This is a genomic window from Comamonas testosteroni ATCC 11996 (assembly GCF_000241525.1).
GTDB lineage: Bacteria > Pseudomonadota > Gammaproteobacteria > Burkholderiales > Burkholderiaceae_C > Comamonas > Comamonas testosteroni.
Map to the genome: position 1 here is coordinate 20,871 of NZ_AHIL01000027.1, position 22,930 is coordinate 43,800.

A 22,930-nucleotide genomic window follows, 5' to 3' on the forward strand; every position below is an offset into this window, starting at 1 on the left:
GCCGCCCGCGATGCTGCGGCCTGGTGGGCCGCTGGTCGGCGGCGGTTGATGGTCAAGGCCAGAAAAAGCTCAGCGGCCTGCGCCAGAAGCGCTGGCGTATAGCCTTGTAGATGCGCGAGCGGTCCACGCCGCTGACGTTGTGGGCACGCAGGGCGACGCGGAAAGCCAGGTAGAAGCTCACCCCCACATTCAGCGCCGCATTGAAGGGCAGCATGGCCACGGCCCACCACAGCAGATCGTCATGCAGCACCTCCCAGCCCAGCGATGCCACGGCCACGCCGATCTGGCCCGTGGACAGGGTGACGTGGCGTACTTCCAGTCCCAGGCCGAAGAAGGCCGCAAATGCAGGAACCAGGCCCAGCATGAAACCCAGCGAGATATTGGACGCCAGGCTGGAGACATTCTTGCGCAAAAAGCTTGCCCAGCGATCCGCGCGGCCCGTGCCCAGAAAGCGGGTGATGCGCGGGTTGTAGCGAATCACCGAATCGATGTTGCGCAGCACAAACCAGTTTTCCGCACCGCCGGCAATCAGGCTGCTGACAAACAGCAGCACGCCGGTAAAGGCGGCGAAGAGCACGGATGGCCCCAGCAGACTCAGCGAGTCCAGCACCTGGCGCGCATGCGGGGTGCTGAGCGCCTGGTGGCCGACAAGATAGGCATAGCCCAGCGACAGCAGCAACGCCCCTGGGAAGACGATGAGCACGTTGCCCAGAATGGCAGCCACCTGGGAGCGCACCAGATGAGCAACCTCATCGACGAACTCCTGGATGGAGCCATCACTTTGGATGTCCTTGAGCTTGGCGGCCATGGCAGGCGCCGTCATGGCAGGCTGCTTGGTGGCCACCGTGAAGTGCAGCATCTGGATCAGCACAAAGCTGATGGCGTAGTTGAAGCCCGCAGCCAGTCCCGACCAGAAGACGGACAGGCCCAGCGCATACAGCGCAAACTTGGCCAGCGTGGTGAAGGCCATCACAAAGCCGCCGCCCGCGGCCTTGGCCACCATCTTGCGGTATTCGCTGCCGTCGCGGGTGATGTAGTGCTCGCCGGTTTCGGCGCTGCGCTCGGCCACCTTGGCGGCCAGCAGCGATGAGTTGGTGGACATCAGCGCACGCACGCTTCGGCGCTCTATGCCCACGGCCACCAGGTTGGACAGCAGCTCGGACGTCTCGTAGGCGCGGTCTTCTGCCAGCAGGCAATCGAGCAGGCGGCGAATGCGCAGAATGCGCGCACGCACCTGGCGCAGGCGGAAGATCAGGCCGACGGAAATGCCTTCGGCCTCGACATAGGAGTACACCGACGATACGGCGGCGCGGCAGGCCTCGAGCCGTTCGCGCAGCTGGGCGGCTGCGGCGTCGCGCCTGTCGGTGGTGCGCAGCGGCAGCATGACCTCCACACGCAGGTTTTCCACATCGTGGATCAGCGCATGAAACGGCTTTTCCTCGCGTGCCTGCTCGCTCATGCGCAGACGCAGCTCCGGGGCAAAGCCTGTGGAGAGAATCTGTCCCGCGCAATAGGTGATGGCGTCAAGCAGGTTACGCTCCCAGAAGCTCACGCCTTCATCCTGCTGCTGCGGGGTCAGCAAGGTGGTAATGCGGGCCATGAGCTGGCTGTCCAGCGCATGCAGCCAGCGGGCGTCGAAACGCTCGGGAAAGACCAGCATGAACAGCTCGGAGGCATCCTCGGTCTCGGGCGTGCTGGGCAGCAGCTTGTAGCGCAGGCGCTCGGCCACTTCGCTCGCCATGGCGGTGCGCGGGGCAAAGCCGAAATCGGCCAGCAGGGCGGTGATGTCCACCGTTTCCATCAGCGTCTGGCTCCAGCGGCGCAGCCGGGCCAGCGCTTCGGGGTCGGCCTCAAAGGCCTCGACGATCTGTTTCACGCGCTGCACGGCGCCTTCGACAGAGGGTTCGGCTGCGCGTATCCACTCGGCCAGATGGATCAGCCACAGATGGCGTTGTGCAAGGCCTGCGTCGGGATCCAGGGACGCCAGCAGGCCGGGCAGGTCAAGAGTGCTTTTCTTCATGCAAATGTGGGGTGGCCGCCTTAGTGCAGAACGCGCTTCTCGGGCATGGGCATGGGGTCGCCGGACTCATTCATCTGCAGCACGAATAGCGGAATCTCGCACTCGAAGGTCTCGCCCTCGTGATTCACGCAGAGATAGCTTCCCCGCATGGTGCCCGTGGGCGTGCGCAGCTGGCAACCGCTGCTGTACTCGAAGGATTCACCGGGCTGCAGCAGCGGCTGTCGGCCCACCACGCCCAGGCCCTTGACCTCTTCGACATGGCCCAACTCGTTGGTGATGATCCAGTGCCGCGCAATCAGCTGCGCGGGCACCTCACCCGTGTTGGTGACGGTAATGGTGTAGGAAAACACATAGACGCCGGCGGCCGGGGCGGATTGCTCGGGCAGGTAGGCGGGCTGGACTTGGACCAGAAACTCATTCATCGGCATGAGCTAATGGTAACTGCGACAATTGCAATCCATGAGCCCCACCTACCGTATTGCCCCCTCCATCCTGTCAGCCGACTTCGCCCGTCTGGGTGAAGAAGTGCGTAATGTCATTGCAGCCGGCGCCGACTGGATCCACTTCGACGTGATGGACAACCATTACGTCCCCAATCTGACCTTCGGCCCCATGATCTGTCAGGCTTTGAAGCCCCATTCGGTCACACCCGACGGCAAGCCCGTGCCCATCGACGTGCATCTGATGGTGCAGCCCGTGGACGATCTCGCCACGGCTTTTGCCAAGGCAGGTGCGGACTACATCAGCTTTCACCCCGATGCGTCGCTGCATGTGCACCGCAGTGTTCAAAACATCAAGGCTCACGGCTGCAAGGCCGGTCTGGTGTTCAATCCCGCCGCGTCGCTGGAGGTGCTGGACTGGATGATCGAAGACATCGATCTGATCCTGCTGATGAGCGTGAACCCCGGCTTCGGCGGTCAAAGCTTTATTGATAGCACGCTGCGTAAGATCGAAAAGGCCCGCAAGTTGATCGATGCTTCTGGCAAAGACATTCGCCTGGAAGTGGACGGCGGCATCAAGGAAGCCAATATCCGTGCAGTGGCCGATGCCGGTGCCGACACTTTTGTGGCAGGCAGCGCCATCTTCGGCAAGCCCGATTACAAGGCTGTCATCGACACCATGCGCAAGAATCTGGCCTGACTCCCGCTTAAGGCGCTGCACAGAGGCGGCGAGGCCGCCCAGGCCTGGTTCCCAGCCCTGACTTCGGCTGCGCTCGATACACGAGCGCGGCTTTGGGAGTCGGGGGATGGATGTTTTAGTTTTTTGGCTGCAAGCCCAATATTGAAAAGCGCATGCAGCTACTGAATTGATAGTTGTATGAAGCTGAATCTGCCCGCTCCCGCCGCCGCTCTGGAACTGGATGCCGTCATGGTCGACCTCGACGGCACGATGGTGAACACGCTGGGCGACTTCGCCGAAGCGCTCAACCGCATGCTGGCCGATCTGCAATTGCCGGCTATCAAGCCGCAGATCATCGAGAACATGGTGGGCAAGGGCAGCGAGCATCTGATCCGCTCGGTGCTGGCCCATGTGGGGGCTGCGGATATCGACGTCCTGTATCCCCAGGCCTGGCAGCGTTACGAGCACCATTACCTGGCCATCAACGGCCAGTTCGCCGATGTCTACCCGGGCGTGGCCCAGGGTCTGCATGCCCTGCGCTCCCTGGGCCTGCGCATGGCCTGCCTGACCAACAAGCCCCTGTCCTTTGCCCAGCCCCTGCTGGCCGCCAAGGGGTTGGACGGCTTTTTCGACTGTGTGTTCGGTGGCGACTCCTTCGCGCGCAAAAAGCCCGACCCCATGCCCCTGGTCGAGACCTGCAAGGCTCTGGGCAGCGATCCCGCGCGCACGCTGATGGTGGGCGACTCCAGCAACGACGCCCAGGCTGCCCATGCAGCGGGCTGCCCCGTGGTGTTGATGACCTACGGCTACAACCACGGCCAGCCTATCACGGCGGTCAAGGCCAGGGCTCATCTGGATTCGCTGGCGCAGCTTGTTGCGTGATGCTGTGTTTTTGTCCGCATATCTGGCATGAAAGAGTGCGGATAAGCATATTTGCTAGAGTCGGTCGCTTTGTCTGAATCCATGCCGGCTCCTGCATCACTGTGCGGTCGGCAGAGAACAAAGGGGGACTCACGCCACATGCACGGACTGCACCTGACTGCCGACCTTTACCAATGCGCAGGCTGCGAGCGCTATATGCTCGATGCCGATGCCATCGCCGGGCTTTGCCGCGAACAGACTGCGGCCTCGGGACTGACCCTGGTGGATGACACCTGGGTGAAGTTTCCGCCCTATGAAGGCCAGCCCGGCGGGGTGACGGGTACGGTTCTGCTGGCGGAGTCTCATCTGGCCATACATACCTGGCCCGAGACGGGCAGTGTCACCATCGACGTCTATGTGTGCAATTTTTCGGCCGACAACTCGGGCAAGGCCCGCAGGCTGATGGAAGGCGTGATCGACGCTTTTGCGCCCCGAAAGGTGTTGCGCCAGCAATTGATGCGCGGCGACATCGGCATGGCGCAGTCGGCGGACCATGATGTGGACCCTGCACCCGGGCCCGAATCCGGCTGGGCCACGGAGCAGCTCACGCCCCATGCGCGCTTTGGTTACCGCGCCACGGCGCTGCAGACGCAGCAGACCCCGTATCAGAAGCTGGAGCTGCTGCAGACGCCGCAGTTCGGCAAGGTGCTGCGTCTGGATGATTGCTTCATGACCTCCGAGGGCGAGGAGTTTTTCTATCACGAGGCGCTGGTGCACCCGGCCGCCATGGCCCACCCCGCGCCGTGCAAGGCCCTGATTCTGGGAGGCGGCGATGGCGGAGCCGCCGAGGAGCTGCTCAAGCACCCGAGCATCGAGCGCGTGGTGCTGGCTGAGCTGGATGAGGCTGTGGTGCAGTTCTCGCGCCAGCATCTGCAGTCCGTGCATCGGGGCGCGCTCGACGATCCGCGTGTCGAGGTCTGTATAGGCGACGGTCTGGCCTTGATGGATGCAAGCGATGAGCGCTTCGATCTGGCACTCATGGATTTGACCGACCCTGACACGCCTGCCAGCGCCTTGTATGCACCTGACTCGCTGGCACGCATGAAGCGCGTGCTGGCGCCGGGCGGTGCGCTGGTGCTGCATCTGGGCAGCCCTGTCTTTCACGGTGCGCAGGTGGCGGAGCTGGTGCGCAGCCTGCATCAGCAGTTTGCCGTGGTGCGCTGCTACGGCCTCTACATTCCGCTTTACGGCGCTTACTGGGGGCTGGCCCTGGCCTCCGATGAGCTCGATCCGCTGGAGCTGAAGGCGCCGCAGCTGGCCGAACGCCTCAGGCAGCGCAAAGTGCGGGATCTGCAGTACTACAACGAGCAGGTGCACGGCGCGCTGTTTGCGCTGCCCAACTATTACCGCGAGCTGCTCAAGTGATTCATCCTGCCTCGCCCAGCAGCGCTTTCTTGAGCTGCTGATCGGCGGGCTTGGGGCCCAGCCAGATGCCCAGCAGGGCGTTGAAGAATTCGGGCTCCTTGAAGGCTTCGCCCTGTGGCTGGCCCTTGACGGTCACGATGGCGCCCTGGCCGGGAAGCCAGTCCACCATGAAGTTCTCGCCCGCGAGCAGCTTTTTGTGCTGGGTGAAGATTTCGCTCATGCGCATCACCCCCGGAATCAGCTTGGAGAAGGCGGCCCGCTCCATATTGTCTTCCATGCCGCGTGAGAACAGCTTGCCCAGCTCGGCCGAGTCGATATCGCGCAGCATGGTCACGCTGATGCGCTTGGGCCCGGGCAGGGCAGCGATTTCCTGCAGGCTGCGCGCCGGCTTTTCCAGGTACAGGCCGGCGGTATAGACCTTGAAAACGGCCTTGTAGCGGGTGCCTGCACCGTTGAGCTGCAGGGCCTGACCCTGCAACTGCAAGCTGGGTGCGTAGTTCACACCATGCAACTTGACGGGGTCAGTCGGACGCTCCTGAGCATGGGTGGCGAAGCTGGCAAGCGCAGCGGCCAGCAGCAAAGCCTGTGGCCAACGTAAGCTGGGCATGAATGTCTCCTCGTGTTGGTTGTTCCTGGCCTGCTCTGCAGGTGGCCTTGAATTGCGAACGGTCGTGCATATTTGTGTCTGCCAGATTTCGTCGCAATAAGGACTGTCCCCAGCATGGGGCTTTGAGATGGGTCTTTCCCTGGGTATCTGGACTGCGGAGAAATTCCGCAGTTCATGCGCTACACTGTCCGGCATCATGTTCATTCATCGCACGTTCAATGCAGGTTGTGGAGACCGGGGAGCCTGGCCCTGGCGTAAGCCTGCACATCTGAACTGCTGAAGCACCCGGCACGAGCCCGGCGTGCACCCCGCGGCCCCATGCATTGCATACTTCGGGCCAATTGGAATGAACCGGCGCATCCTCTCTTCAAACGCGTCATCTGCCCTGTAATCCATCCGTGCAGATGCACCATGCGCCATGACTCCCGGAGCTTCTCCCGTGATCACGGAACTGGAATTCAAATCGCTTGCGGCCCAAGGCTATAACCGCATCCCGCTGCTGATCGAGGCCTTTGCCGACCTCGAAACCCCGCTGTCTCTCTATCTCAAGCTGGCCCATGCCAATGGCGACGGCAAGTACAGCTTCTTGCTGGAATCCGTCGTCGGCGGCGAGCGCTTCGGCCGCTACAGCTTCATCGGCCTGCCGGCACGCAGCTTTGTGCGCGCCTCGGGCTTCGGTGCCCAGGCCAGGACCGAGGTTGTGACCGATGGCAAGGTGGTGGAGACTGCCGGCGGCAATCCGCTGGACTTCATCGCGGCCTATCAGCAGCGCTTCAAAGTGGCCGTCACGCCCGGCATGCCGCGTTTTTGCGGCGGTCTGGCCGGCTATTTCGGCTATGACGCCGTGCGCTACATCGAGAAAAAGCTTGAAGGCAGCTGCCCGCCCGACAGCCTGGGCACGCCCGACATCATGCTGCTGCAGTGCGAAGAGGTCGCCGTCATCGACAACCTCTCGGGCAAGCTCTACCTCATCGTCTACGCCAACCCCGGCGAGGCAGAGGCCTATACCCGCGCCAAGAAGCGCCTGCGCCAGCTCAAGGACCAGCTGCGCTATTCGGTCAGCGCGCCGCAGATTCGTGCCGGTGAAAGCTATCCCGCAGAGCGTAGCTTCGACAAGCAGGACTATCTGGATGCCGTGCAAAAGGCCAAGGAGCTGATTGCGGCGGGCGACTTCATGCAGGTGCAGGTGGGCCAGCGCATTCACAAGCGTTTCACGGCCTCGCCGCTGTCGCTTTACCGCGCGCTGCGCTCGCTCAACCCCAGCCCCTATATGTACTTCTACCATTTCGGAGATTTCCATGTGGTGGGAGCCAGCCCGGAGATCCTGGTGCGCCAGGAGCGCACGCCCGACGGCCAGAAGGTCACGATTCGACCCCTGGCCGGCACCCGTCCGCGCGGCAATACGGTGGAGGCCGACAAGGCCACCGAGCAGGAGCTGATCGCCGACCCCAAGGAGCGTGCCGAGCATGTGATGCTGATCGATCTGGCGCGCAACGATATCGGCCGCATTGCCAGGACCGGCAGCGTCAAGGTGACCGAAGCCTTTGCCGTGGAACGCTACAGCCATGTCATGCATATCGTGAGTAATGTGGAAGGCATCTTGCAGGACGGTATGGACAATATGGATGTCTTCAAGGCCACCTTCCCCGCCGGCACGCTGACGGGCGCGCCCAAGGTGCATGCCATGGAAGTCATCGATCGGCTCGAGCCCGGCAAGCGCGGCATCTACGGCGGTGCCTGCGGCTATCTGAGCTTTGCCGGCGACATGGATCTGGCAATTGCGATCCGTACCGGCGTCATCAAGGACAACGTGCTTTATGTGCAGGCCGCTGCCGGCGTGGTGGCCGACTCCGTGCCCGAGCTGGAGTGGAGAGAGACCGAGCACAAGGCCCGCGCCTTGCTGCGCGCCGCAGAACTGGTTGAGGAAGGTCTGGAATGAAAAACGACTACCCCCTGAGGCGCTGCGCACCTTCCCCCTTGAAGGGGGACGACGGCCTTTGCTGGGGCAGCCCACGCTGCGGGGCGGCCCTTGCTGGCCGTCTCCTGCAAGGCGCTGCAACAGCTTTGAGTGCAGTGACTGACCTGACACGCGATGGAGAAATGCAATGAATCGTTCCATTGAGAAGGTGCAGCACTGCACCACCATGGAAGATGTGCGCCGCAATGTGAATGCGCTCGACGATGTGCTGGTGCCGCTGCTGGTCACCCGCATCGGCTATATGCAGCAGGCAGCACGCATCAAGGAAGACGTGGGCCAGGTGCGCGATGAGGCGCGTATCGAAGCCATCGTCAGTCGCGTGCGTGAGCGCACGGCGCAGGAGGGCGGCCAGCCCGATGTGATGGAGACCGTCTATCGCGCGCTGATGGAAGCCTGCATCGACTACGAACACCAGGAATTTGCGCGTCTGCGTGAACCCAAGAAATCAGGGGAGTAAGACCATGAAACTGCTGATGGTCGATAACTACGACAGCTTTACTTACAACATCGTCCAGTACTTTGGCGAGCTGGGCGCGGAGGTGACCGTGGTGCGCAATGACGAAACCACGGTGGCCGAAGTCGAGGCGCTGATCGCGCGTGAAGGCATCGAGCGGCTGGTGATCTCGCCCGGCCCCTGCTCGCCCAACGAGGCGGGCATCTCGGTGGCGGCGATCAAGCATTTCGCAGGCAAGCTGCCGATTTTGGGCGTCTGCCTGGGTCACCAGAGCATTGGCGCGGCCTTTGGCGGCGACATCATCCGGGCGGGCCAGCAGATGCACGGCAAGACCAGCGTGATCAGCACCGACCAGAAGGGCGTGTTTGCCGACTTGCCCAGGCAGTTCACGGTCAACCGCTATCACTCCCTGGTCATAGACCGGAACACGCTGCCCGAATGCCTTGAAATCACGGCGACCAGCGAAGATGGTGAAATCCAGGGGGTGCGCCACCGCGAGCTGGCCATCGAGGGCGTGCAGTTCCACCCCGAGAGCATTCTGACCGAGCATGGCCATGCCATGTTGAAGAACTTCCTCGACCAGAAATAACTGTTGATTTATTGATAGCTGTCAGCGTATGTCACTGCTTGATTTCAGAATGAAAACAATAGGAAATCGATTGCTGATAAGCGGAGACAGCTATCAAAAACATAGAGAGATATTGCAATGATCACTCCCCAGGAAGCGCTGCAGCGAACCATCGAGCATCGTGAAATCTTCCATGACGAAATGCTGCACCTGATGCGCATGATCATGCGCGGCGAGCTCTCGCCCGTGATGACGGCCTCCATCATCACCGGCCTGCGCGTGAAGAAGGAAACCATTGGCGAGATCTCGGCTGCGGCCGAGGTGATGCGCGAGTTCTCCAACAAGGTGAACGTGCACGACAAGAGGAATCTGGTCGATATCGTCGGCACCGGCGGCGACGGCGCCAACACCTTCAACATCTCGACTTGCTCGACCTTTGTGATTGCGGCGGCGGGCGGCAAGGTCAGCAAGCATGGCGGGCGCAGCGTCAGCAGCAAGTCGGGCAGTGCCGATGCCATGGAGGCGCTGGGCGTCAACATCAACCTCAACGCCGCGCAGATCGCCGATTGCATACGCGATGTGGGCATCGGTTTCATGTTTGCGCCCAACCATCATCCGGCCATGAAGAACGTGGCCCCCGTGCGCAAGGAGCTGGGCGTGCGCACCATCTTCAACATCCTGGGCCCGCTCACCAACCCGGCATCCGCGCCCAATATCCTGATGGGGGTCTTCCATGAAGACCTGGTCGGCATCCAGGTGCGTGCCTTGCAGCGCCTGGGCGCCGAACATGCGCTGGTTGTCTACGGCCGCGACGGCCTGGATGAAATCAGCCTGGGCGCGGGCACGCTGGTCGGCGAGCTCAAGGACGGCGTGGTGCGCGAATACGAACTACACCCCGAGGACTTTGGCCTGCGCATGGCGGGCACGCGCTCGCTCAAGGTCGAGAATCCCGAGGAGTCCAAGGCCATGCTGATGGGCGTGCTGCAGGGTGAGCAAGGCCCGGCACGCGATATCGTCTGTCTCAACTCCGGCGCCGCCCTCTACGCCGCCAATGTGGCCGGCTCGATCGAAGAGGGGCTGGAGCGTGCGCAACAGGCCATCGACAGCGGCGCGGCACTGGCCAAGCTCCAGGAACTGGTGGCCTATTCGCAAAAGCTCGGCCAGGCAGCGGCATGAGCCTGCTGGATGCGCCCATCTGGAGCGATCCCGGCACCTGGATCGTGCTGGGCATCTCCCTGCTGTTCATCGTGGTGGGCATAGGCATGCACCGCATCATCGTGAAGGTCTTGCGCGGCCCGGCGGATGCCGCCACCAACAAGGAAAACCATGTCTGACATTCTCAAGAAAATCTGCGACGTCAAGGTCCAGGAAGTTGCTGCCGCCAAGAAGGCCGTGCCGTTTGCCGAGATGCGCCGCGATGCGCAAAGCCGTGTCTCCACGCGCGATTTCGTGGGCGCCATCCGTGCCAAGATCGCCAAGGGACAAGCCGGCGTGATCGCAGAAGTCAAGAAGGCCAGCCCCAGCAAGGGCGTGATCCGTCCCGACTTCGATCCTGCCGATATCGCCCAGAGCTATATGGTGGGGGACGGCAAGATCAGTGCTGCCTGCCTGTCGGTGCTGACTGATCGCCAGTTCTTCCAGGGGCAACCCGACTATCTCAAGCAGGCCCGCGCGAGCACGCTGCTGCCGGTGCTGCGCAAGGACTTCATGGTCGACCCCTATCAGATCTACGAATCGCGGGTGATGGGCGCCGATTGCGTGCTGCTGATCGCTGCCTGCCTGGACGATGCGCAGATGGCGGAGATGGAGCAGATTGCGCACAGCCTGGACATGGATGTGCTGGTGGAAGTGCATGACGGCCAGGAGTTGCAACGAGCACTCAAGCTCAAGACGCCGCTGGTGGGCATCAACAACCGCAATCTGCGCACATTCGAGGTCGATATTCAGACCACGATTGCCCTCAAGAAGGATGTGCCCGCCGATCGCCTGCTGGTGACTGAGTCCGGCATCCTGACCAGGGACGATGTGAAGACCATGCGTGAGGCGGGCATTGACGCCTTCCTGGTGGGCGAGGCATTCATGCGTGCCCGCGAGCCGGGCGAGGCCCTGGCCCAGTTGTTTCAATAAAGGGTTGGCCGGTGTGCAGGTTCAGCGCAGAACCTGCACATCGGCATCCAGAAAATAGCCGGCGCCACGCTTGGTCTTGAGCAGCATGGGCGCGCGGCTCGATGCTTCGACCTTGCGGCGCAAACGCAGCATCTGCACATCGATGGCACGGTCAAAGACATCATCTTCGGCCTGTGTCAGATCCATGATCTGTTCACGGCTCATGATTTGCCTGGGGCGCTTGAGCAGGGCCAGCAGCAGCGCGAACTCGCTCTTTGTGAGCCCCACCTCATGCCCGGCAGCGCTGATGAGGCTGCGCGAGCGCAGGCGCAGCTCCCAGTCGGCAAACTTGAAGCCCTGGGGATTCAGGCTGAAGGCGGAGCGGGCGCATGAAAAGAAGGCCTGCGCGGCAGAGGCTTGTGAGTGACTGGCAGAAGATGTGTGCATGAATAACTCCTTGTGAGCCTGAGCCGCCAGGTGGTCAGCTATGTTGGAGTCGATTCTTTGCAAATTGTCAGAATGTGTCACTCACTGAAATCAGGTATTTTGAGCCTCGAAATAGGTGAGAACCCTTGAGGAAATCATTCGAGGTGGGCGTGGAAGTTGAGAGAATCCACGCATGAACTTCACTAGCCAGAGCATGAGTGCCAACACCGCTGCGCCTACCCAGTTGATGAGTGCAGATCCGCAGGACTGGCCAGTCTCAACCGGCTGGCAAGCCGTTGTCGAGCCTTTCTTTGCTGGGAGCACGGGCCAGAAGCTGCTGCAGTTTTTGCAGCAAAGACTGGGTGCCGGCGCCGTGATCTTTCCCCCTGCCCCCTTGAGGGCCCTGGAGCTGACACCGCCAGAGGACGTGCGTGTCGTGATTCTCGGGCAGGACCCCTATCACGGCCGTGGGCAGGCCGAAGGGCTGGCATTCTCGGTTGCCCCCGGGGTGCGCGTTCCGCCCTCGCTGCAGAACATCTTCAAGGAAATGCAGCGCGAGCTGGGCACGCCGTTTCCGGCTTTTCCCCAGCCCGGCGGCAGCCTGGTGAGCTGGGCTCAGCATGGTGTGCTGCTGCTCAATACCAGCCTGACGGTGGAAGAAGGGCAAGCCGCAAGCCATGCCAAAAAAGGCTGGGAAGAGCTGACCGATGCCATCATCCGACATGTCGCCGAGCAGGGGCGGCCCACGGTCTTCATGCTCTGGGGCTCGCACGCCCAGTCCAAGCGTGTGTTCATTCCTCAGGATCGTGGTCATCTGGTGCTGATGAGCAACCACCCTTCACCACTATCGGCTCTGAGGCCTCCCGTGCCCTTTATCGGTAACGGACACTTCGGCAAGGCCCGGGAGTTCAAGCTCAGACAAGGCTATTGAGATGGCCGGATTGGGCTGTCTCAGCGCTTTTCCCTGATCCCCAGCCAGACCCCCATCAGGCCGCTGAGCGTCACCACCGCCATGCCGATCAGCGATGTGCTGTCGGGAAGCTGTCCGAAAAACAGCCAGCCCATCAGCATGGCAAAGCCGATCTGGCTGTAGAGGAAAGGCGCCACGGTTGCGGGCGTGGCGTGGGTGTATGCCTGCAGCAGCATCAGGTGGCCAATGCCGCTGCAAAGGCCCATCACAGCTGCCGCTGCGTAGATCTGCCACTGATCGATGGGCTGCCACACAAAGCCCATGAGAGGAGTGGTCAGCAGCAAGGGAAGCCAGGTCGAGTAGAGCTGGGTGGTCGGAGGCGAGTCCAGGCGCGACAGGCGACTTCCGAGGACCTGGTAGGTGGTGCCCGATATCAGCAGACCAACCGGCCACAGGGCGGCCAGGCCCAAGGACTGCCCGTCGTTTTCCGGCCGCACAATGGCAATCACTGCCAGCAGGCCGATCACCAGCAGCGACCAACGGGCAGGACTGACCTGCTCCTTGAAGAAGAGTGCCGATGCGACCACGATAAACAGCGGAGCCGCTGACCAGATGGCTGTGAAATTGGCCAAAGGCATGTTCTTTATGCAGAAAAAGGCGCAGACCGTAGTCAAAAGCCCTGAAGCTGCCCGCAGAAGCTGAAACCTCAAGTTCTGGGTTCTCAGTGCCGAAAAGCCGTGCCGAGGCAAAACCAGCACGCTGGTGACCATGGCCTGGGCCATGAAGCGCAGCCACAGCACCATGAGAGTCGGAAGCAGCGTGCCCGTGAATTTGGTGGCGCTATCCAGAACGGCAAACAGCGCACAGGCGAATATGGTGAGCAGAACACCGCGGATGGCAGACTGCGCTGACGGTGAAAGTGTGGGCGAGAGCCAGCGGGGGAGCATGTCCGTAGCGATTTGCGACAAGAGAATCGCAGAATTCTAGGTGCAGGAGGCTGCCTGAGTTGGTTGCGCCGCCCATAAAAATGCCCGCACTGTTAGGTGCGGGCATGGGATGGGTGGCGAAGGTTTACCAGGGCATGGCGTTACGAATACGCGCAATTTTTTCGGCCCGCTCGGTCGAAGACTCCTTGGCGGCACGCAGCGCTTGCCGGATGAACACAAAAAGCAGCAGGATGAAGCCGGAGCCCACAGCCGCACCAATGGCCAGCATGGATTTCTTGGGTTTGATAGCGCCTTCGGGCAGGGTCGGCATCTGGATCACATCGTCATTGTCCAGGCCGCCGAGGCGGCGCTCCATGTCCAGGATCCCCTTCTGGCGATTGCTGTTGGCGGTCAGCAGCTCGCCATAGAGGCGGCTGGTCGCTTCGCTGACACTTTTCCCGGAGGACAGATTGGCGGAGGTGTCATGCTCGAGCTTGAGGGACTCCTCCAGGCGCGTCTTTTCGGAGGCCAGTTGCACTTCCAGCTGCTTTTTTTCCATTCCGCGCGGCCTGCTCAGAGGAAACAAGGTGTCCAGCAGCGCCTGGTTGAGCTTTTGAGCCGCTTCAGGCGATTTGGCCTGCGTTGCAATATTCAGCAGCTTGTCCTGCTTGCCGACATTGACGGTGATGCGCTTGCTGAGTTTTTTATAGATTGCTTCGTTGGTCAGGCCATCGTCCAGGCCCGCAACGGGGGCAATCTGGTGCAGCACGTCTGCAGACATGGCCAAGCTTGCGGCCATGGGGGCGGTAAAGCTGGAGCCGGCACGCTCAACCTGAACCGATGAGCTGCTTTCGTAGGTCTTGGGAATCACAAAGCCAATTCCATAGGCAGCAATGCCCGCCAGTAGCGGGCCGAAAATCAGAATTTTCCAGTTTTCTGCGAGAGTTACCAACAGATCCAGCAGATCCAACTCTTCATCTTGTGGGGCTTGAGCTTCCATTGATTTTTATAAAATGAATAAGCATTTTGACAAAACAATGAAATCTACCACCAAGAAAAGATTGGACCCAGATTTTCTGTAACTCTATATGCCAGGGGCTGGGGTGGCGGGTCCAATGTGTTGCAGATCAGCGATGGCGCTCCAGCAGCATGGAGTCTCCATAGCTGAAGAAGCGGTAGTGCTGGGCAATCGCATGCTGATACATGCCCATGATGTGTTCATAGCCCGCGAAAGCGCTGACCAGCATCATCAGCGTGCTTTTGGGCAGATGGAAGTTGGTGATCAGCAAATCGACCACCTGGTATTGAAATCCCGGGGTGATGAAGATGCTGGTGTCGCCGCTGATATTGCCGTACTTGGCCCAGGACTCCAGAGTGCGCACCGTGGTGGTGCCCACGGCAATGATGCGGCCGCCGCGCTGGCGACAGCGCTCCATGGCGGCCAATGTGGGCAAGGGAATGTCGTACCACTCGCTGTGCATGGTGTGGTCGGCAAGGTTTTCGGTCTTGACGGGCTGGAAGGTGCCGGCACCTACATGCAGGGTGACGCTGGCGCGCTCCACGCCCTTGGCCTGCAGGGCGGCAAGCACGGTTTCGTCAAAGTGAAGGGCTGCGGTCGGTGCCGCGACCGCGCCAGGGTGGGCGGCGAACACAGTCTGGTAGCGCTCGCTGTCTTCCTTTTCATCCGGGTCGTGGTCGGCGTTTTGCTGGCGCTCGATATAGGGGGGCAGTGGCAGGTGGCCGAACTGCTCCAGCAACTCATAGGGCGACTCGCCCTGGTTGCCCTTGAAGGAAAGCTGGAATAGCGGCCCGTTCTCGTCCGGCCAGCGGCCCAGCAGCGTGGCTTCGAAACCGCCGTTTTTGAGGCCGCCGCAAAGATGGATCTTGGCTCCGGGCAAGGGCTTCTTGCTCACGCGCATATGGGCCACAACCTCGTTGTTCTGCAGCACGCGCTCGACCAGCAGTTCGATCTTGCCGCCGCTGGCCTTTTCACCAAAGACGCGTGCCTTGATGACCTTGGTGTCGTTGAAGACCAGCAGGTCGCCGGGCTGCAGCAGATCGGGCAGTTCGCGGAAGATGCGGTCGGTGGCAGGGAGGCTGCGGCCGTCAAGCAGGCGCGAGGCGCTGCGAACGGCGGTGGGATGCTGGGCAATCAGGGATTCGGGCAGGTCGAAGTCGAAATCGCTGAGTGTGAATTCACGGGAGCAGGAAGACATGCGGTGCTTGAGGGCCGTACGAGGCCCGTTCCAAGTTCAATCAAACAAGTGGTCGATTGTCGCAAATCGCCATTAGGGCTGTCGGCTTCAGGGCTGTGCGGCGGTGGCTGGATTCCAGAGTTCATTGAGATTCCTGAAGGGCCAGTCGGCAGGGTCTTCGCGCCCGACGATGCTGTCGTTGGCATGGGGGCAGGCCAGGTCGAGAATCTCGGGCGTGATGCGGCGCTGCTGGCTGAGGCAGTAAAAGCGCCGCACCTTCGGGGTCAGCAGACAGGTCGGCGAGACATCCAGCACCACGGCAAGATGCTGCGACTGCAGTCGCACCAGCGAGCCCAGCGGGTAGATGCCTACCGTCTGCACAAACTGCTCGAAGATGGCTTTGTCGAAATGATGGGGCGCCCATTGCGCCATGCGCTGCAGCGCAATCGCCGGGTGCCAGCCTTGCTTGTAGGGGCGATCCGAGGTGATGGCGTCATAGACGTCGCAGACGGCCGTCATGCGCGCCATCAGGCTGATGTCGTCCTGCTTCAGTCCGTCGGGATAGCCCGTGCCGTCGACTTTTTCGTGGTGATGCAGGCAGGCGTCGGTGACGGCATCGTCCAGCCCCTGAGGCCGCAGGAGTTCGTAGCCCCAGCGGGGGTGGGATTTCATGATGACCCATTCCTCGGCATCCAGCGGCCCGGGCTTGTTGAGAACTTCGATAGGCACTTTGCTCTTGCCGATGTCGTGCAGCAGGCCCGCGATACCGGCCAGATGCACCTGGTGTTCGTCCAGGCCCATGCGGAGCGCCAGCCCGATCATCAGGGCACACACCGCGATGCTGTGCATATAGGAGTAGCTGTCCGCAGTCTTCAGGCGCGCCAGGCTGATCAGGGCATGGGGGTTGCGCTTGATCGACTCGGCCATCTCGTCGACCAGCAGGCTTGAGGCAGGCAGGTCCAGCGGACGGCCCAGGCGAACGTCGTTGAACATGGTCTTGAGGACATCACGTGCCTGCCCAATGATCTGATGGGCCTGCTGCAACTCCACGCTGGTTCTGGTGAGCCGTGCTGGCGAGCACGGCACAGCTTCGTCGACTGGCGACTCGGAGACCTCTGCGGGCGTGATGTCGGGGGCGATGTCGGCCCCCCTGCCGGTGTCTATCCACACCTGGCGGATGGTGGTGGCAAGCAGACGTTCCAGGTCCCTGGGCTGATCGAGCAGGAGGCTGGCACGCAAAAAGGGATGCTCCATCCAAGAGCCGCAGAACTCGTGCACAAACATTCCCGGGCGAAGGTGCTCGACATCAACTCGCTTCAACATGAATTTCTACGGAAACACAAAGTAACAATTTGAGAATGGTAGCGATTTTGACGTTGTTGCGCTGGAGGCAGTTGTTTGCAAACCTGAATATGCTGTATATACATACATACATTGCTTTCCTGGTCGCGGGGAGTGTAGTCAAGGAGTCTCAGTTGTCTGTGTCAAAAAAGCCTGTTGCCGAGCCGAAGTCTGCTGTCAAGCGCGCTGGCACTCGCGCTGGGACTCGTGAAAAAAAGGCAGGCACGAATTTGGATGCCGCTGCCAAAAAGACCGTCAGTCCTGCACAGCAGGCCTTGCAGAAGATGGGGCTGACGCGCGATATCGATCTGGCTTTGCATCTGCCGCTGCGCTATGAGGACGAAACCCGCATCGTGCCGCTGAAGAACGCGCGCGATGGCGAGACGGTGCAGATCGAAGCCACGGTCACGCACAGCGAGGTGCAACTGCGTCCGCGGCGCATGCTCAAGGTCACCGTGGATGATGGCAGCAGCACCTGTCTGTTGACCTTCTTCAGTTTCTATCCGTCGCAGCAAAAGACCATGGCGCCGGGCGCGCGCCTGCGCATTCGCGGCGAGGTCAAGGGCGGCTTCTGGGGGCGTCAGATGATGCACCCCGCATTCCGGGTGGCGGGCGGAGAGTTGCCCACGGCGCTGACGCCTGTCTATCCCGCCACTGCCAGTCTCCCGCAGGCCTATCTGCGGCGGGCCATTGCCTCGGCGCTGCTGCGTGCCGATCTGTCCGAGACCTTGCCTCCGGGGCAGTCGCCTCCCATTGCGCAGTTCTATGGTCACGATGGGATTCAGCCCGCACATGACTTGCGCAATGCGCTCACTTTTTTGCATCATCCAACGCCCGATGTAGCGCTGGTCACGCTGGAGGATCATTCCCACCCGGCCTGGCAAAGGCTCAAGGCCGAAGAGCTGTTGGCTCAGCAACTGTCCCAGTACGAGGCCAAGCGCGAGCGTGCCCGCTTGCGCGCGCCCGTGCTCAGGCCGCAGGCCGGCATGGCGGATTTGACGCAGCAGTTTCTGGCGCAGCTGCCGTTTGGCCTGACGGGGGCGCAGCAGCGCGTGGTGGGCGAGATTCGGGCCGATATGGAGCGCCGCATTCCCATGCACCGTTTGCTGCAGGGCGATGTGGGCTCGGGCAAGACGGTGGTGGCGGCCTTGTCTGCCGTGGCCTGTATCGAGGCCGGCTGGCAGTGCGCCCTGATGGCACCCACCGAGATTCTGGCCGAGCAGCACTTCGGCAAGCTGGTCGGCTGGCTGGAGCCGATTCTGGCGCCGCTGGGCAAAAAGGTCGCCTGGCTGGCCGGTGCCCAGAAAAAGAAGGAGCGCGCCGCGATGCTGGCGCTGGTGGAAAGCGGCGAGGCGGCGCTGGTCGTGGGCACCCATGCCGTGATTCAGGAGCAGGTGCAGTTCAAGAACCTGGCCCTGGCCGTCATCGACGAGCAGCACCGCTTTGGCGTGGCCCAGCGCCTGGCGTTGCGGCAAAAGCTCGCAGCCACGGGCATGGAGCCGCATCTGCTGATGATGAGCGCCACGCCGATTCCGCGTACGCTTGCCATGAGCTATTACGCCGACCTTGATGTCTCCACCATCGACGAGCTGCCGCCAGGGCGCACACCCATCGTCACCAAGCTGATCTCGGACAGCCGCAAGGACGAGGTGATCGAGCGCATCGGTGCCCAGGTCGCCAGCGGGCGTCAGGTCTACTGGGTCTGTCCTCTGATCGAGGAAAGCGAAGCGCTGGATCTGTCGAATGCCACGGCCACCCATGAATATTTGAGTGAAATGCTGCCCGGTGTCATGGTGGGTCTGCTGCACTCGCGCATGCCCACGGCCGAGAAAAAGGCCGTGATGGAGCTGTTTTCTGCCGGCGTCATGGGGGTGCTGGTGTCCACCACGGTGATCGAGGTGGGAGTGGATGTGCCCAATGCCTCGCTGATGGTCATCGAACACTCGGAGCGTTTCGGGCTCTCGCAGCTGCACCAGCTGCGCGGCCGAGTGGGGCGCGGCGCTGCGGCCTCGGCCTGCGTACTGCTGTATTCGGTCAATGACAACGGGCGGCTGTCCGATACCGGCAAGGAGCGCCTGCGTGCCATGGCCGAGACCAATGACGGTTTCGAGATCGCGAGGCGGGATCTGGAAATTCGCGGCCCGGGAGAGTTTCTCGGTGCCCGGCAGTCTGGTGCTCCCATGTTGCGCTTTGCCGATCTGGAGCAGGATGTGCTGCTGCTGGACTGGGCGCGCGAGCTGGCACCGCTTATGCTTGAGCAGTTTCCTGTGCTGGCTGCACGCCATGTCAGCCGCTGGCTGGGTGGAAAGGCCGAGTATCTGAAGGCCTGAAATACCCAAACCTGCGTTCAAAGACGTAAAAAGTTACGTTTTTGCAGGAATATATGTAATCTTTTGCCTTGGCAATTTGTGATTGAATGCAAAAACAGGATGAATCAATGCTGTTATTGATGATCCCAATGACCCACTCTTTATGACTCTTACCGAATTGAAGTACATCGTGGCCGTTGCGCGGGAAAAGCACTTTGGCCGCGCCGCCGAAGCCTGCTATGTGTCCCAGCCTACGCTGTCCGTGGCGATCAAGAAGCTGGAGGAAGAGCTGGATGTCAAGATTTTCGAGCGCAGTGCCGGTGAAGTCTCGGTGACCTCGCTGGGCGAGGAGATCGTGCGCCAGGCGCAAAGCGTGCTGGAGCAGGCCAACGAGATCAAGGAAATCGCCAAGCGCGGCAAGGACCCGCTGTCCGGTGTTCTGACCCTGGGCGTGATCTACACCATAGGCCCCTATCTGCTCCCCGATCTGGTGCGCAACTCCATCAATATGACGCCGCAGATGCCGCTGATGCTGCAGGAGAACTTCACCGTCAAGCTGCTGGAGATGCTGCGCACGGGCGAGATCGACTGCGCCATCATGGCCGAGCCCTTCCCGGATACCGGTCTGGCACTGGCGCCGCTGTACGACGAGCCCTTCATGGCCGCCGTGCCCAGCACCCACCCGCTGGCGCAGAAGAAAAGCCTGTCCACCACGGATCTCAAGAACGAGACCATGCTGCTGCTGGGCGCGGGTCACTGCTTCCGCGATCATGTGCTTGAGGTCTGTCCCGAATTCGCGCGCTATGCCAGCAACTCCGAAGGCATTCGCCGCACGTTCGAGGGCTCGTCTCTCGAAACGATCAAGTACATGGTGGCCGCCGGCATGGGCGTGACCCTGGTGCCGCGCCTGTCCGTGCCCGAGGATGCGCTGGCTCCCATTGAGCGCCGTCGCCGCGCCGATGAGCCTCATATCCGCTATCTTCCGATTCATGAGGAAGACGGCATTGCGCCGCCCACTCGCCGTGTGGTGCTGGCCTGGCGGCGCAGCTTCACGCGCTACGAGGCGATTGCTGCACTGCGCAATGCCGTCTACGCCTGCCCGCTGCCAGGAGTGCAGCGCCTGTCGCAGTAAGCGTGGCTTCAGCGGCTCCAAGAGGGCGGGAGTCTGGATTCGTTAAACCTGAAAGGTGAGTGCATGACCAAGCAAGGCAAGGACAAATCGCAGAAACAGAAGTCGGACGCCGCGCCGCAGGTGCCCGCAGGCATCCACATAGGCATCAGCGACGAGGACCGCGCCGCCATCGCCAAGGGGCTGTCGGCGCTGCTGGCCGACACCTATACGCTGTACCTGACCACGCACAACTTCCACTGGAATGTCACGGGGCCCATGTTCAACACGCTGCACACCATGTTCATGGCGCAGTACACAGAGCTGTGGAATGCCGTTGATCCCGTGGCCGAGCGCATCCGTGCACTGGGCCATCATGCACCCGGCTCCTATGCCCAGTTCGGCAAGCTCACCAGCCTGCCCGATGCACCGGCGCAGCCGCCCAAGGCCCTGGAGATGGTGCGCATCCTGGTGCAGGGCCACGAGGCCGTGGCGCGCACGGCCCGCCAGCTGTTTCCCCGTGCCGACAAGGCCGGCGACGAGCCCACGGCCGACCTGCTGACCCAGCGCCTGGCTGTGCACGAGCAGACCGCCTGGATGCTGCGCTCCCTGCTCGAGGAGTGAGCCGCACCCAGGCCGTTGTTCTCGCGGACTCCCCAAGCCCTGACGGGCCCGCCTCCAGAGGCCCGTCAGGGCTTTTTCGCTTTTGCTCCTGAAAGGAATGCCTGTGTTTTCTGCGGCGACTCCCGTGGTCCTGCTGGCGCAGTGGGTGGATAGCCATGCCATCTGGGTGCTGCTGCTGTTGCTGCTGCTCGCGGCCGGCCTGCTGCGCTGGCGTGCCCAGGGCCGGGCCGCGTGGCTGTGGCAGGACCGCAGCGCGGATCTCAGGCCTGGGGGCAACTGGCTGCTGGTGGTGGCTGGGTTGGCTGGCGCTGCTCTGGCCCTGCTGGTCGTTGGCGTGCAGCAGTCCCAGTTCCTTCAGCCGCCTCAGGGGCTGATGGCCCTGGACCTGAAGCTGCAGAGCGCGGTGAGCGCAGGCCTGCCGCCCAGTCTGCAGCCCCTGGTGCGGGGCTGGACCATGCTCGGGGATTTGCGCGTCATGGGGCTGCTGAGCCTGGCCGTGGGTTTGTGGCTGCTGTGGCGACGCCAGGGCCTGCAACTGCTGAGCTGGCTGGTGGCCGTGGCCGGTACGGGACTGTGGGTGCGCTTCATCAAGGCGACCATGCAGCGCGCGCGTCCGCTGGATGGTCTGGTGCATGAGGCAGGCTTCAGCTTTCCCAGCGGTCACAGCGCAGGCACAGCCGCGATTTTCGGCATGCTGGCCTGGCTGGTCGCTCGCCGACTGCCGCCCGGCTGGCGGGCAGGGGTCTTTGCGGTGGCGGTTCTGCTGGCCCTGAGCACGGGCTTGAGCCGTGTGCTGCTGTCCGTGCACCATGCCAGCGATGTGCTGGCGGGTCTGTGCCTGGGTCTGGGCTGGACGGCTCTGGTGCTCTGGTTGACAGACCGTGTCGAGCATGGGGGCGGCGCCCTCAGGGCGGTGCAGGGCGAGGCACAATTGCCGCTGCGCTGACCGCGGCCTGGGGGCCCGGTCGTGATCTCCTGCCTTCCGGAACTCCTCTCATGTCCACCTCCATTCCTGCTTCGCCGCGCTCCAAGCTGTCGCTGTATCTGGATCTGATCCGCTTCAACCGCCCCGCAGGCTGGCTGGTGCTGGTCTGGCCCACGCTGGTGGCGCTGTGGGTGGCAGGCCAGGGCTTTCCGGGCTGGCATCTGCTGGTGGTCTTTGTGCTGGGCACGGTGCTGATGCGCAGCGCGGGCTGCACCATCAACGATATTGCCGACCGTGACTTCGACAGGCATGTGAAACGTACCACCCAGCGCCCCGTCACCAGCGGCCAGATCTCGGTCAGGGAAGCAGCCATGGTCGGCCTGGTGCTCACGCTGGTGGCCTTCGGCCTGGTGCTGTCCACCCGCTGGGAGGCCGTGGCATGGTCGGTGCCTGCCGTGCTGTTCACGATTCTCTACCCGTTCACCAAGCGCTTTTTTGCCATGCCTCAGGCTTTTCTGGGCATTGCCTTCAATTTCGGTATCGTGATTGCGTTTGCGGCGGTGACTGGTGAGGTCAGCGCCACGGCCTGGACGCTGTGGCTGGCCAATATGTTTCTGGTGCTGGCCTATGACACCGAATACGCCATGGTGGACCGCGATGACGATCTCAAGATCGGCATGAAGACTTCGGCCATCACACTGGGCCGTTTCGATGTCACGGCCATCATGTTGTTCTTTGGCCTGTGCTGGGGTCTGATCGCCTGGGTGCTGGCTCCCTATCAGCTGGGCTGGCCCTTCTGGCTGGGCATGGGCGTGGCGGCGGCCCAGATCGTCTGGCATTTCAGCCTGATCAAGGACCGCACGCGCGAAGGCTGTTTTGTCGCCTTCAGCAAGAGCCACTGGATTGGCGCTGCGATCTTTGCGGGCGTGGCGCTAGGGTTTGCGTTGAAATAGTCCTGTTTTAATAGCTGAAAGCGATTGACTGATAAGCGATAGAGACCTGAAAGATCAAATAAAAAAACGACCGAC

At 62.0% G+C, this 22,930-nt stretch carries 23 protein-coding genes and 1 pseudogene; 16 read left to right on the forward strand and 8 right to left on the reverse strand.

The features are described from left to right. Window positions 1-52: 52 nt before the first annotated feature. Both CTATCC11996_RS11315 and apaG read right to left on the reverse strand, forming a co-directional pair. Window positions 53-2,020, reverse strand: coding sequence for a site-specific recombinase (locus CTATCC11996_RS11315; protein ID WP_003076179.1), 1,968 nt, complete (start codon window positions 2,018-2,020; stop codon window positions 53-55). A 20-nt stretch (window positions 2,021-2,040) separates the two neighbouring features. After that, on the reverse strand, window positions 2,041-2,448 hold the full coding sequence (gene apaG, locus CTATCC11996_RS11320; protein WP_019043152.1) for a Co2+/Mg2+ efflux protein ApaG: 408 nt from the start codon (window positions 2,446-2,448) through the stop codon (window positions 2,041-2,043). 31 nt (window positions 2,449-2,479) lie between these two features. Between apaG and rpe the strand changes: the two genes are divergently transcribed. The 4 genes and pseudogenes from rpe to speE all read left to right on the forward strand — a co-directional run bounded on the left by rpe (window position 2,480) and on the right by speE (window position 5,425). Continuing rightward, window positions 2,480-3,160: a ribulose-phosphate 3-epimerase gene (rpe, locus tag CTATCC11996_RS11325; protein ID WP_003076181.1), complete on the forward strand. Its 681-nt coding sequence runs from the start codon at window positions 2,480-2,482 to the stop codon at window positions 3,158-3,160. A gap of 177 nt (window positions 3,161-3,337) precedes the next feature. Then, complete coding sequence (gene gph, locus CTATCC11996_RS11330) at window positions 3,338-4,021, forward strand: phosphoglycolate phosphatase (protein ID WP_003076183.1); 684 nt, start codon at window positions 3,338-3,340, stop codon at window positions 4,019-4,021. Window positions 4,022-4,159: 138 nt separating this feature from the next. Then, a pseudogene (locus CTATCC11996_RS26585) lies at window positions 4,160-4,513 on the forward strand (S-adenosylmethionine decarboxylase family protein); the annotation flags it as partial. Window positions 4,514-4,534: 21 nt separating this feature from the next. Continuing rightward, window positions 4,535-5,425, forward strand: a complete 891-nt coding sequence (speE, locus tag CTATCC11996_RS11335; RefSeq protein WP_455580278.1) for a polyamine aminopropyltransferase — start codon at window positions 4,535-4,537, stop codon at window positions 5,423-5,425. Window position 5,426: 1 nt separating this feature from the next. Here the strand turns inward: speE and CTATCC11996_RS11340 are convergent, their stop codons facing one another. Further along, window positions 5,427-6,032: a chalcone isomerase family protein gene (locus tag CTATCC11996_RS11340; RefSeq protein ID WP_003076187.1), complete on the reverse strand. Its 606-nt coding sequence runs from the start codon at window positions 6,030-6,032 to the stop codon at window positions 5,427-5,429. Window positions 6,033-6,471: 439 nt separating this feature from the next. On the opposite strand from CTATCC11996_RS11340, the gene trpE reads away from it, so the two are divergent. From trpE to trpC, 6 genes are all read left to right on the forward strand, one after another. After that, window positions 6,472-7,971 carry an anthranilate synthase component I gene (trpE, locus tag CTATCC11996_RS11345; RefSeq protein WP_034348884.1) on the forward strand — a complete coding sequence of 500 codons (1,500 nt, stop codon included), beginning with the start codon at window positions 6,472-6,474 and terminating at the stop codon, window positions 7,969-7,971. A 166-nt stretch (window positions 7,972-8,137) separates the two neighbouring features. Further along, window positions 8,138-8,467, forward strand: coding sequence for a chorismate mutase (locus tag CTATCC11996_RS11350; RefSeq protein WP_003076190.1), 330 nt, complete (start codon window positions 8,138-8,140; stop codon window positions 8,465-8,467). Window positions 8,468-8,471: 4 nt separating this feature from the next. Then, window positions 8,472-9,053, forward strand: coding sequence for an anthranilate synthase component II (locus tag CTATCC11996_RS11355; protein WP_003068342.1), 582 nt, complete (start codon window positions 8,472-8,474; stop codon window positions 9,051-9,053). A 111-nt stretch (window positions 9,054-9,164) separates the two neighbouring features. Then, window positions 9,165-10,208: an anthranilate phosphoribosyltransferase gene (gene trpD, locus CTATCC11996_RS11360; protein ID WP_085959855.1), complete on the forward strand. Its 1,044-nt coding sequence runs from the start codon at window positions 9,165-9,167 to the stop codon at window positions 10,206-10,208. Then, complete coding sequence (locus CTATCC11996_RS25880; RefSeq protein ID WP_003076192.1) at window positions 10,205-10,366, forward strand: hypothetical protein; 162 nt, start codon at window positions 10,205-10,207, stop codon at window positions 10,364-10,366. The genes trpD and CTATCC11996_RS25880 overlap by 4 nt, the downstream gene beginning before the upstream one ends. Next, window positions 10,359-11,159, forward strand: coding sequence for an indole-3-glycerol phosphate synthase TrpC (gene trpC / locus CTATCC11996_RS11365; RefSeq protein WP_003076193.1), 801 nt, complete (start codon window positions 10,359-10,361; stop codon window positions 11,157-11,159). The genes CTATCC11996_RS25880 and trpC overlap by 8 nt, the downstream gene beginning before the upstream one ends. Window positions 11,160-11,180: 21 nt before the next feature. On the opposite strand, the gene CTATCC11996_RS11370 is transcribed toward trpC, so the two are convergent. Then, window positions 11,181-11,585, reverse strand: coding sequence for a winged helix-turn-helix domain-containing protein (locus CTATCC11996_RS11370; protein WP_003076194.1), 405 nt, complete (start codon window positions 11,583-11,585; stop codon window positions 11,181-11,183). A 172-nt stretch (window positions 11,586-11,757) separates the two neighbouring features. On the opposite strand from CTATCC11996_RS11370, the gene CTATCC11996_RS11375 reads away from it, so the two are divergent. Continuing rightward, the gene (locus CTATCC11996_RS11375; RefSeq protein WP_003076195.1) at window positions 11,758-12,495 is read left to right on the forward strand and encodes a uracil-DNA glycosylase; all 738 of its coding nucleotides are present in this window, start codon (window positions 11,758-11,760) and stop codon (window positions 12,493-12,495) included. Window positions 12,496-12,515: 20 nt separating this feature from the next. On the opposite strand, the gene CTATCC11996_RS11380 is transcribed toward CTATCC11996_RS11375, so the two are convergent. The 4 genes from CTATCC11996_RS11380 to CTATCC11996_RS11395 form a co-directional block, all read right to left on the reverse strand. Continuing rightward, the gene (locus CTATCC11996_RS11380; RefSeq protein ID WP_238532407.1) at window positions 12,516-13,442 is read right to left on the reverse strand and encodes a DMT family transporter; all 927 of its coding nucleotides are present in this window, start codon (window positions 13,440-13,442) and stop codon (window positions 12,516-12,518) included. Window positions 13,443-13,545: 103 nt separating this feature from the next. Further along, window positions 13,546-14,400, reverse strand: coding sequence for a Wzz/FepE/Etk N-terminal domain-containing protein (locus CTATCC11996_RS11385; RefSeq protein WP_003076198.1), 855 nt, complete (start codon window positions 14,398-14,400; stop codon window positions 13,546-13,548). A gap of 127 nt (window positions 14,401-14,527) precedes the next feature. After that, complete coding sequence (gene queA / locus CTATCC11996_RS11390; RefSeq protein WP_003076200.1) at window positions 14,528-15,616, reverse strand: tRNA preQ1(34) S-adenosylmethionine ribosyltransferase-isomerase QueA; 1,089 nt, start codon at window positions 15,614-15,616, stop codon at window positions 14,528-14,530. Between the two features lie 87 nt (window positions 15,617-15,703). Then, on the reverse strand, window positions 15,704-16,918 hold the full coding sequence (locus tag CTATCC11996_RS11395) for an HD-GYP domain-containing protein (RefSeq protein WP_034348874.1): 1,215 nt from the start codon (window positions 16,916-16,918) through the stop codon (window positions 15,704-15,706). Window positions 16,919-17,070: 152 nt separating this feature from the next. On the opposite strand from CTATCC11996_RS11395, the gene recG reads away from it, so the two are divergent. The 5 genes from recG to ubiA all read left to right on the forward strand — a co-directional run bounded on the left by recG (window position 17,071) and on the right by ubiA (window position 22,855). Next, window positions 17,071-19,266, forward strand: a complete 2,196-nt coding sequence (recG, locus tag CTATCC11996_RS11400; RefSeq protein WP_034348887.1) for an ATP-dependent DNA helicase RecG — start codon at window positions 17,071-17,073, stop codon at window positions 19,264-19,266. 142 nt (window positions 19,267-19,408) lie between these two features. Next, a complete protein-coding gene (locus CTATCC11996_RS11405; protein ID WP_003050465.1) occupies window positions 19,409-20,377 on the forward strand; it encodes a LysR substrate-binding domain-containing protein in 969 nt (322 codons plus the stop codon). A gap of 63 nt (window positions 20,378-20,440) precedes the next feature. After that, complete coding sequence (locus CTATCC11996_RS11410; RefSeq protein ID WP_003068377.1) at window positions 20,441-20,977, forward strand: Dps family protein; 537 nt, start codon at window positions 20,441-20,443, stop codon at window positions 20,975-20,977. A gap of 97 nt (window positions 20,978-21,074) precedes the next feature. Continuing rightward, window positions 21,075-21,923 carry a phosphatase PAP2 family protein gene (locus CTATCC11996_RS11415; protein ID WP_050878853.1) on the forward strand — a complete coding sequence of 283 codons (849 nt, stop codon included), beginning with the start codon at window positions 21,075-21,077 and terminating at the stop codon, window positions 21,921-21,923. A gap of 50 nt (window positions 21,924-21,973) precedes the next feature. After that, the gene (gene ubiA, locus CTATCC11996_RS11420; RefSeq protein ID WP_003076209.1) at window positions 21,974-22,855 is read left to right on the forward strand and encodes a 4-hydroxybenzoate octaprenyltransferase; all 882 of its coding nucleotides are present in this window, start codon (window positions 21,974-21,976) and stop codon (window positions 22,853-22,855) included. The last annotated feature ends 75 nt before the right edge of the window (window positions 22,856-22,930 follow it).

Coding starts and splice junctions, on each gene's coding strand:
- ubiA (WP_003076209.1), top strand. CDS start 21,974: ATGTCCACCTCCATTCCTGCTTCGCCGCGCTCCAAGCTGTCGCTGTAT.
- CTATCC11996_RS11315 (WP_003076179.1), bottom strand. CDS start 2,020: ATGAAGAAAAGCACTCTTGACCTGCCCGGCCTGCTGGCGTCCCTGGAT.
- CTATCC11996_RS11410 (WP_003068377.1), top strand. CDS start 20,441: ATGACCAAGCAAGGCAAGGACAAATCGCAGAAACAGAAGTCGGACGCC.
- rpe (WP_003076181.1), top strand. CDS start 2,480: ATGAGCCCCACCTACCGTATTGCCCCCTCCATCCTGTCAGCCGACTTC.
- apaG (WP_019043152.1), bottom strand. CDS start 2,448: ATGCCGATGAATGAGTTTCTGGTCCAAGTCCAGCCCGCCTACCTGCCC.
- CTATCC11996_RS11375 (WP_003076195.1), top strand. CDS start 11,758: ATGAACTTCACTAGCCAGAGCATGAGTGCCAACACCGCTGCGCCTACC.
- gph (WP_003076183.1), top strand. CDS start 3,338: ATGAAGCTGAATCTGCCCGCTCCCGCCGCCGCTCTGGAACTGGATGCC.
- queA (WP_003076200.1), bottom strand. CDS start 15,616: ATGTCTTCCTGCTCCCGTGAATTCACACTCAGCGATTTCGACTTCGAC.
- CTATCC11996_RS11385 (WP_003076198.1), bottom strand. CDS start 14,400: ATGGAAGCTCAAGCCCCACAAGATGAAGAGTTGGATCTGCTGGATCTG.
- trpC (WP_003076193.1), top strand. CDS start 10,359: ATGTCTGACATTCTCAAGAAAATCTGCGACGTCAAGGTCCAGGAAGTT.
- CTATCC11996_RS11350 (WP_003076190.1), top strand. CDS start 8,138: ATGAATCGTTCCATTGAGAAGGTGCAGCACTGCACCACCATGGAAGAT.
- CTATCC11996_RS11415 (WP_050878853.1), top strand. CDS start 21,075: ATGCCTGTGTTTTCTGCGGCGACTCCCGTGGTCCTGCTGGCGCAGTGG.
- CTATCC11996_RS11370 (WP_003076194.1), bottom strand. CDS start 11,585: ATGCACACATCTTCTGCCAGTCACTCACAAGCCTCTGCCGCGCAGGCC.
- CTATCC11996_RS11340 (WP_003076187.1), bottom strand. CDS start 6,032: ATGCCCAGCTTACGTTGGCCACAGGCTTTGCTGCTGGCCGCTGCGCTT.
- CTATCC11996_RS11395 (WP_034348874.1), bottom strand. CDS start 16,918: ATGTTGAAGCGAGTTGATGTCGAGCACCTTCGCCCGGGAATGTTTGTG.
- CTATCC11996_RS25880 (WP_003076192.1), top strand. CDS start 10,205: ATGAGCCTGCTGGATGCGCCCATCTGGAGCGATCCCGGCACCTGGATC.
- CTATCC11996_RS11405 (WP_003050465.1), top strand. CDS start 19,409: ATGACTCTTACCGAATTGAAGTACATCGTGGCCGTTGCGCGGGAAAAG.
- CTATCC11996_RS11355 (WP_003068342.1), top strand. CDS start 8,472: ATGAAACTGCTGATGGTCGATAACTACGACAGCTTTACTTACAACATC.
- speE (WP_455580278.1), top strand. CDS start 4,535: ATGGCGCAGTCGGCGGACCATGATGTGGACCCTGCACCCGGGCCCGAA.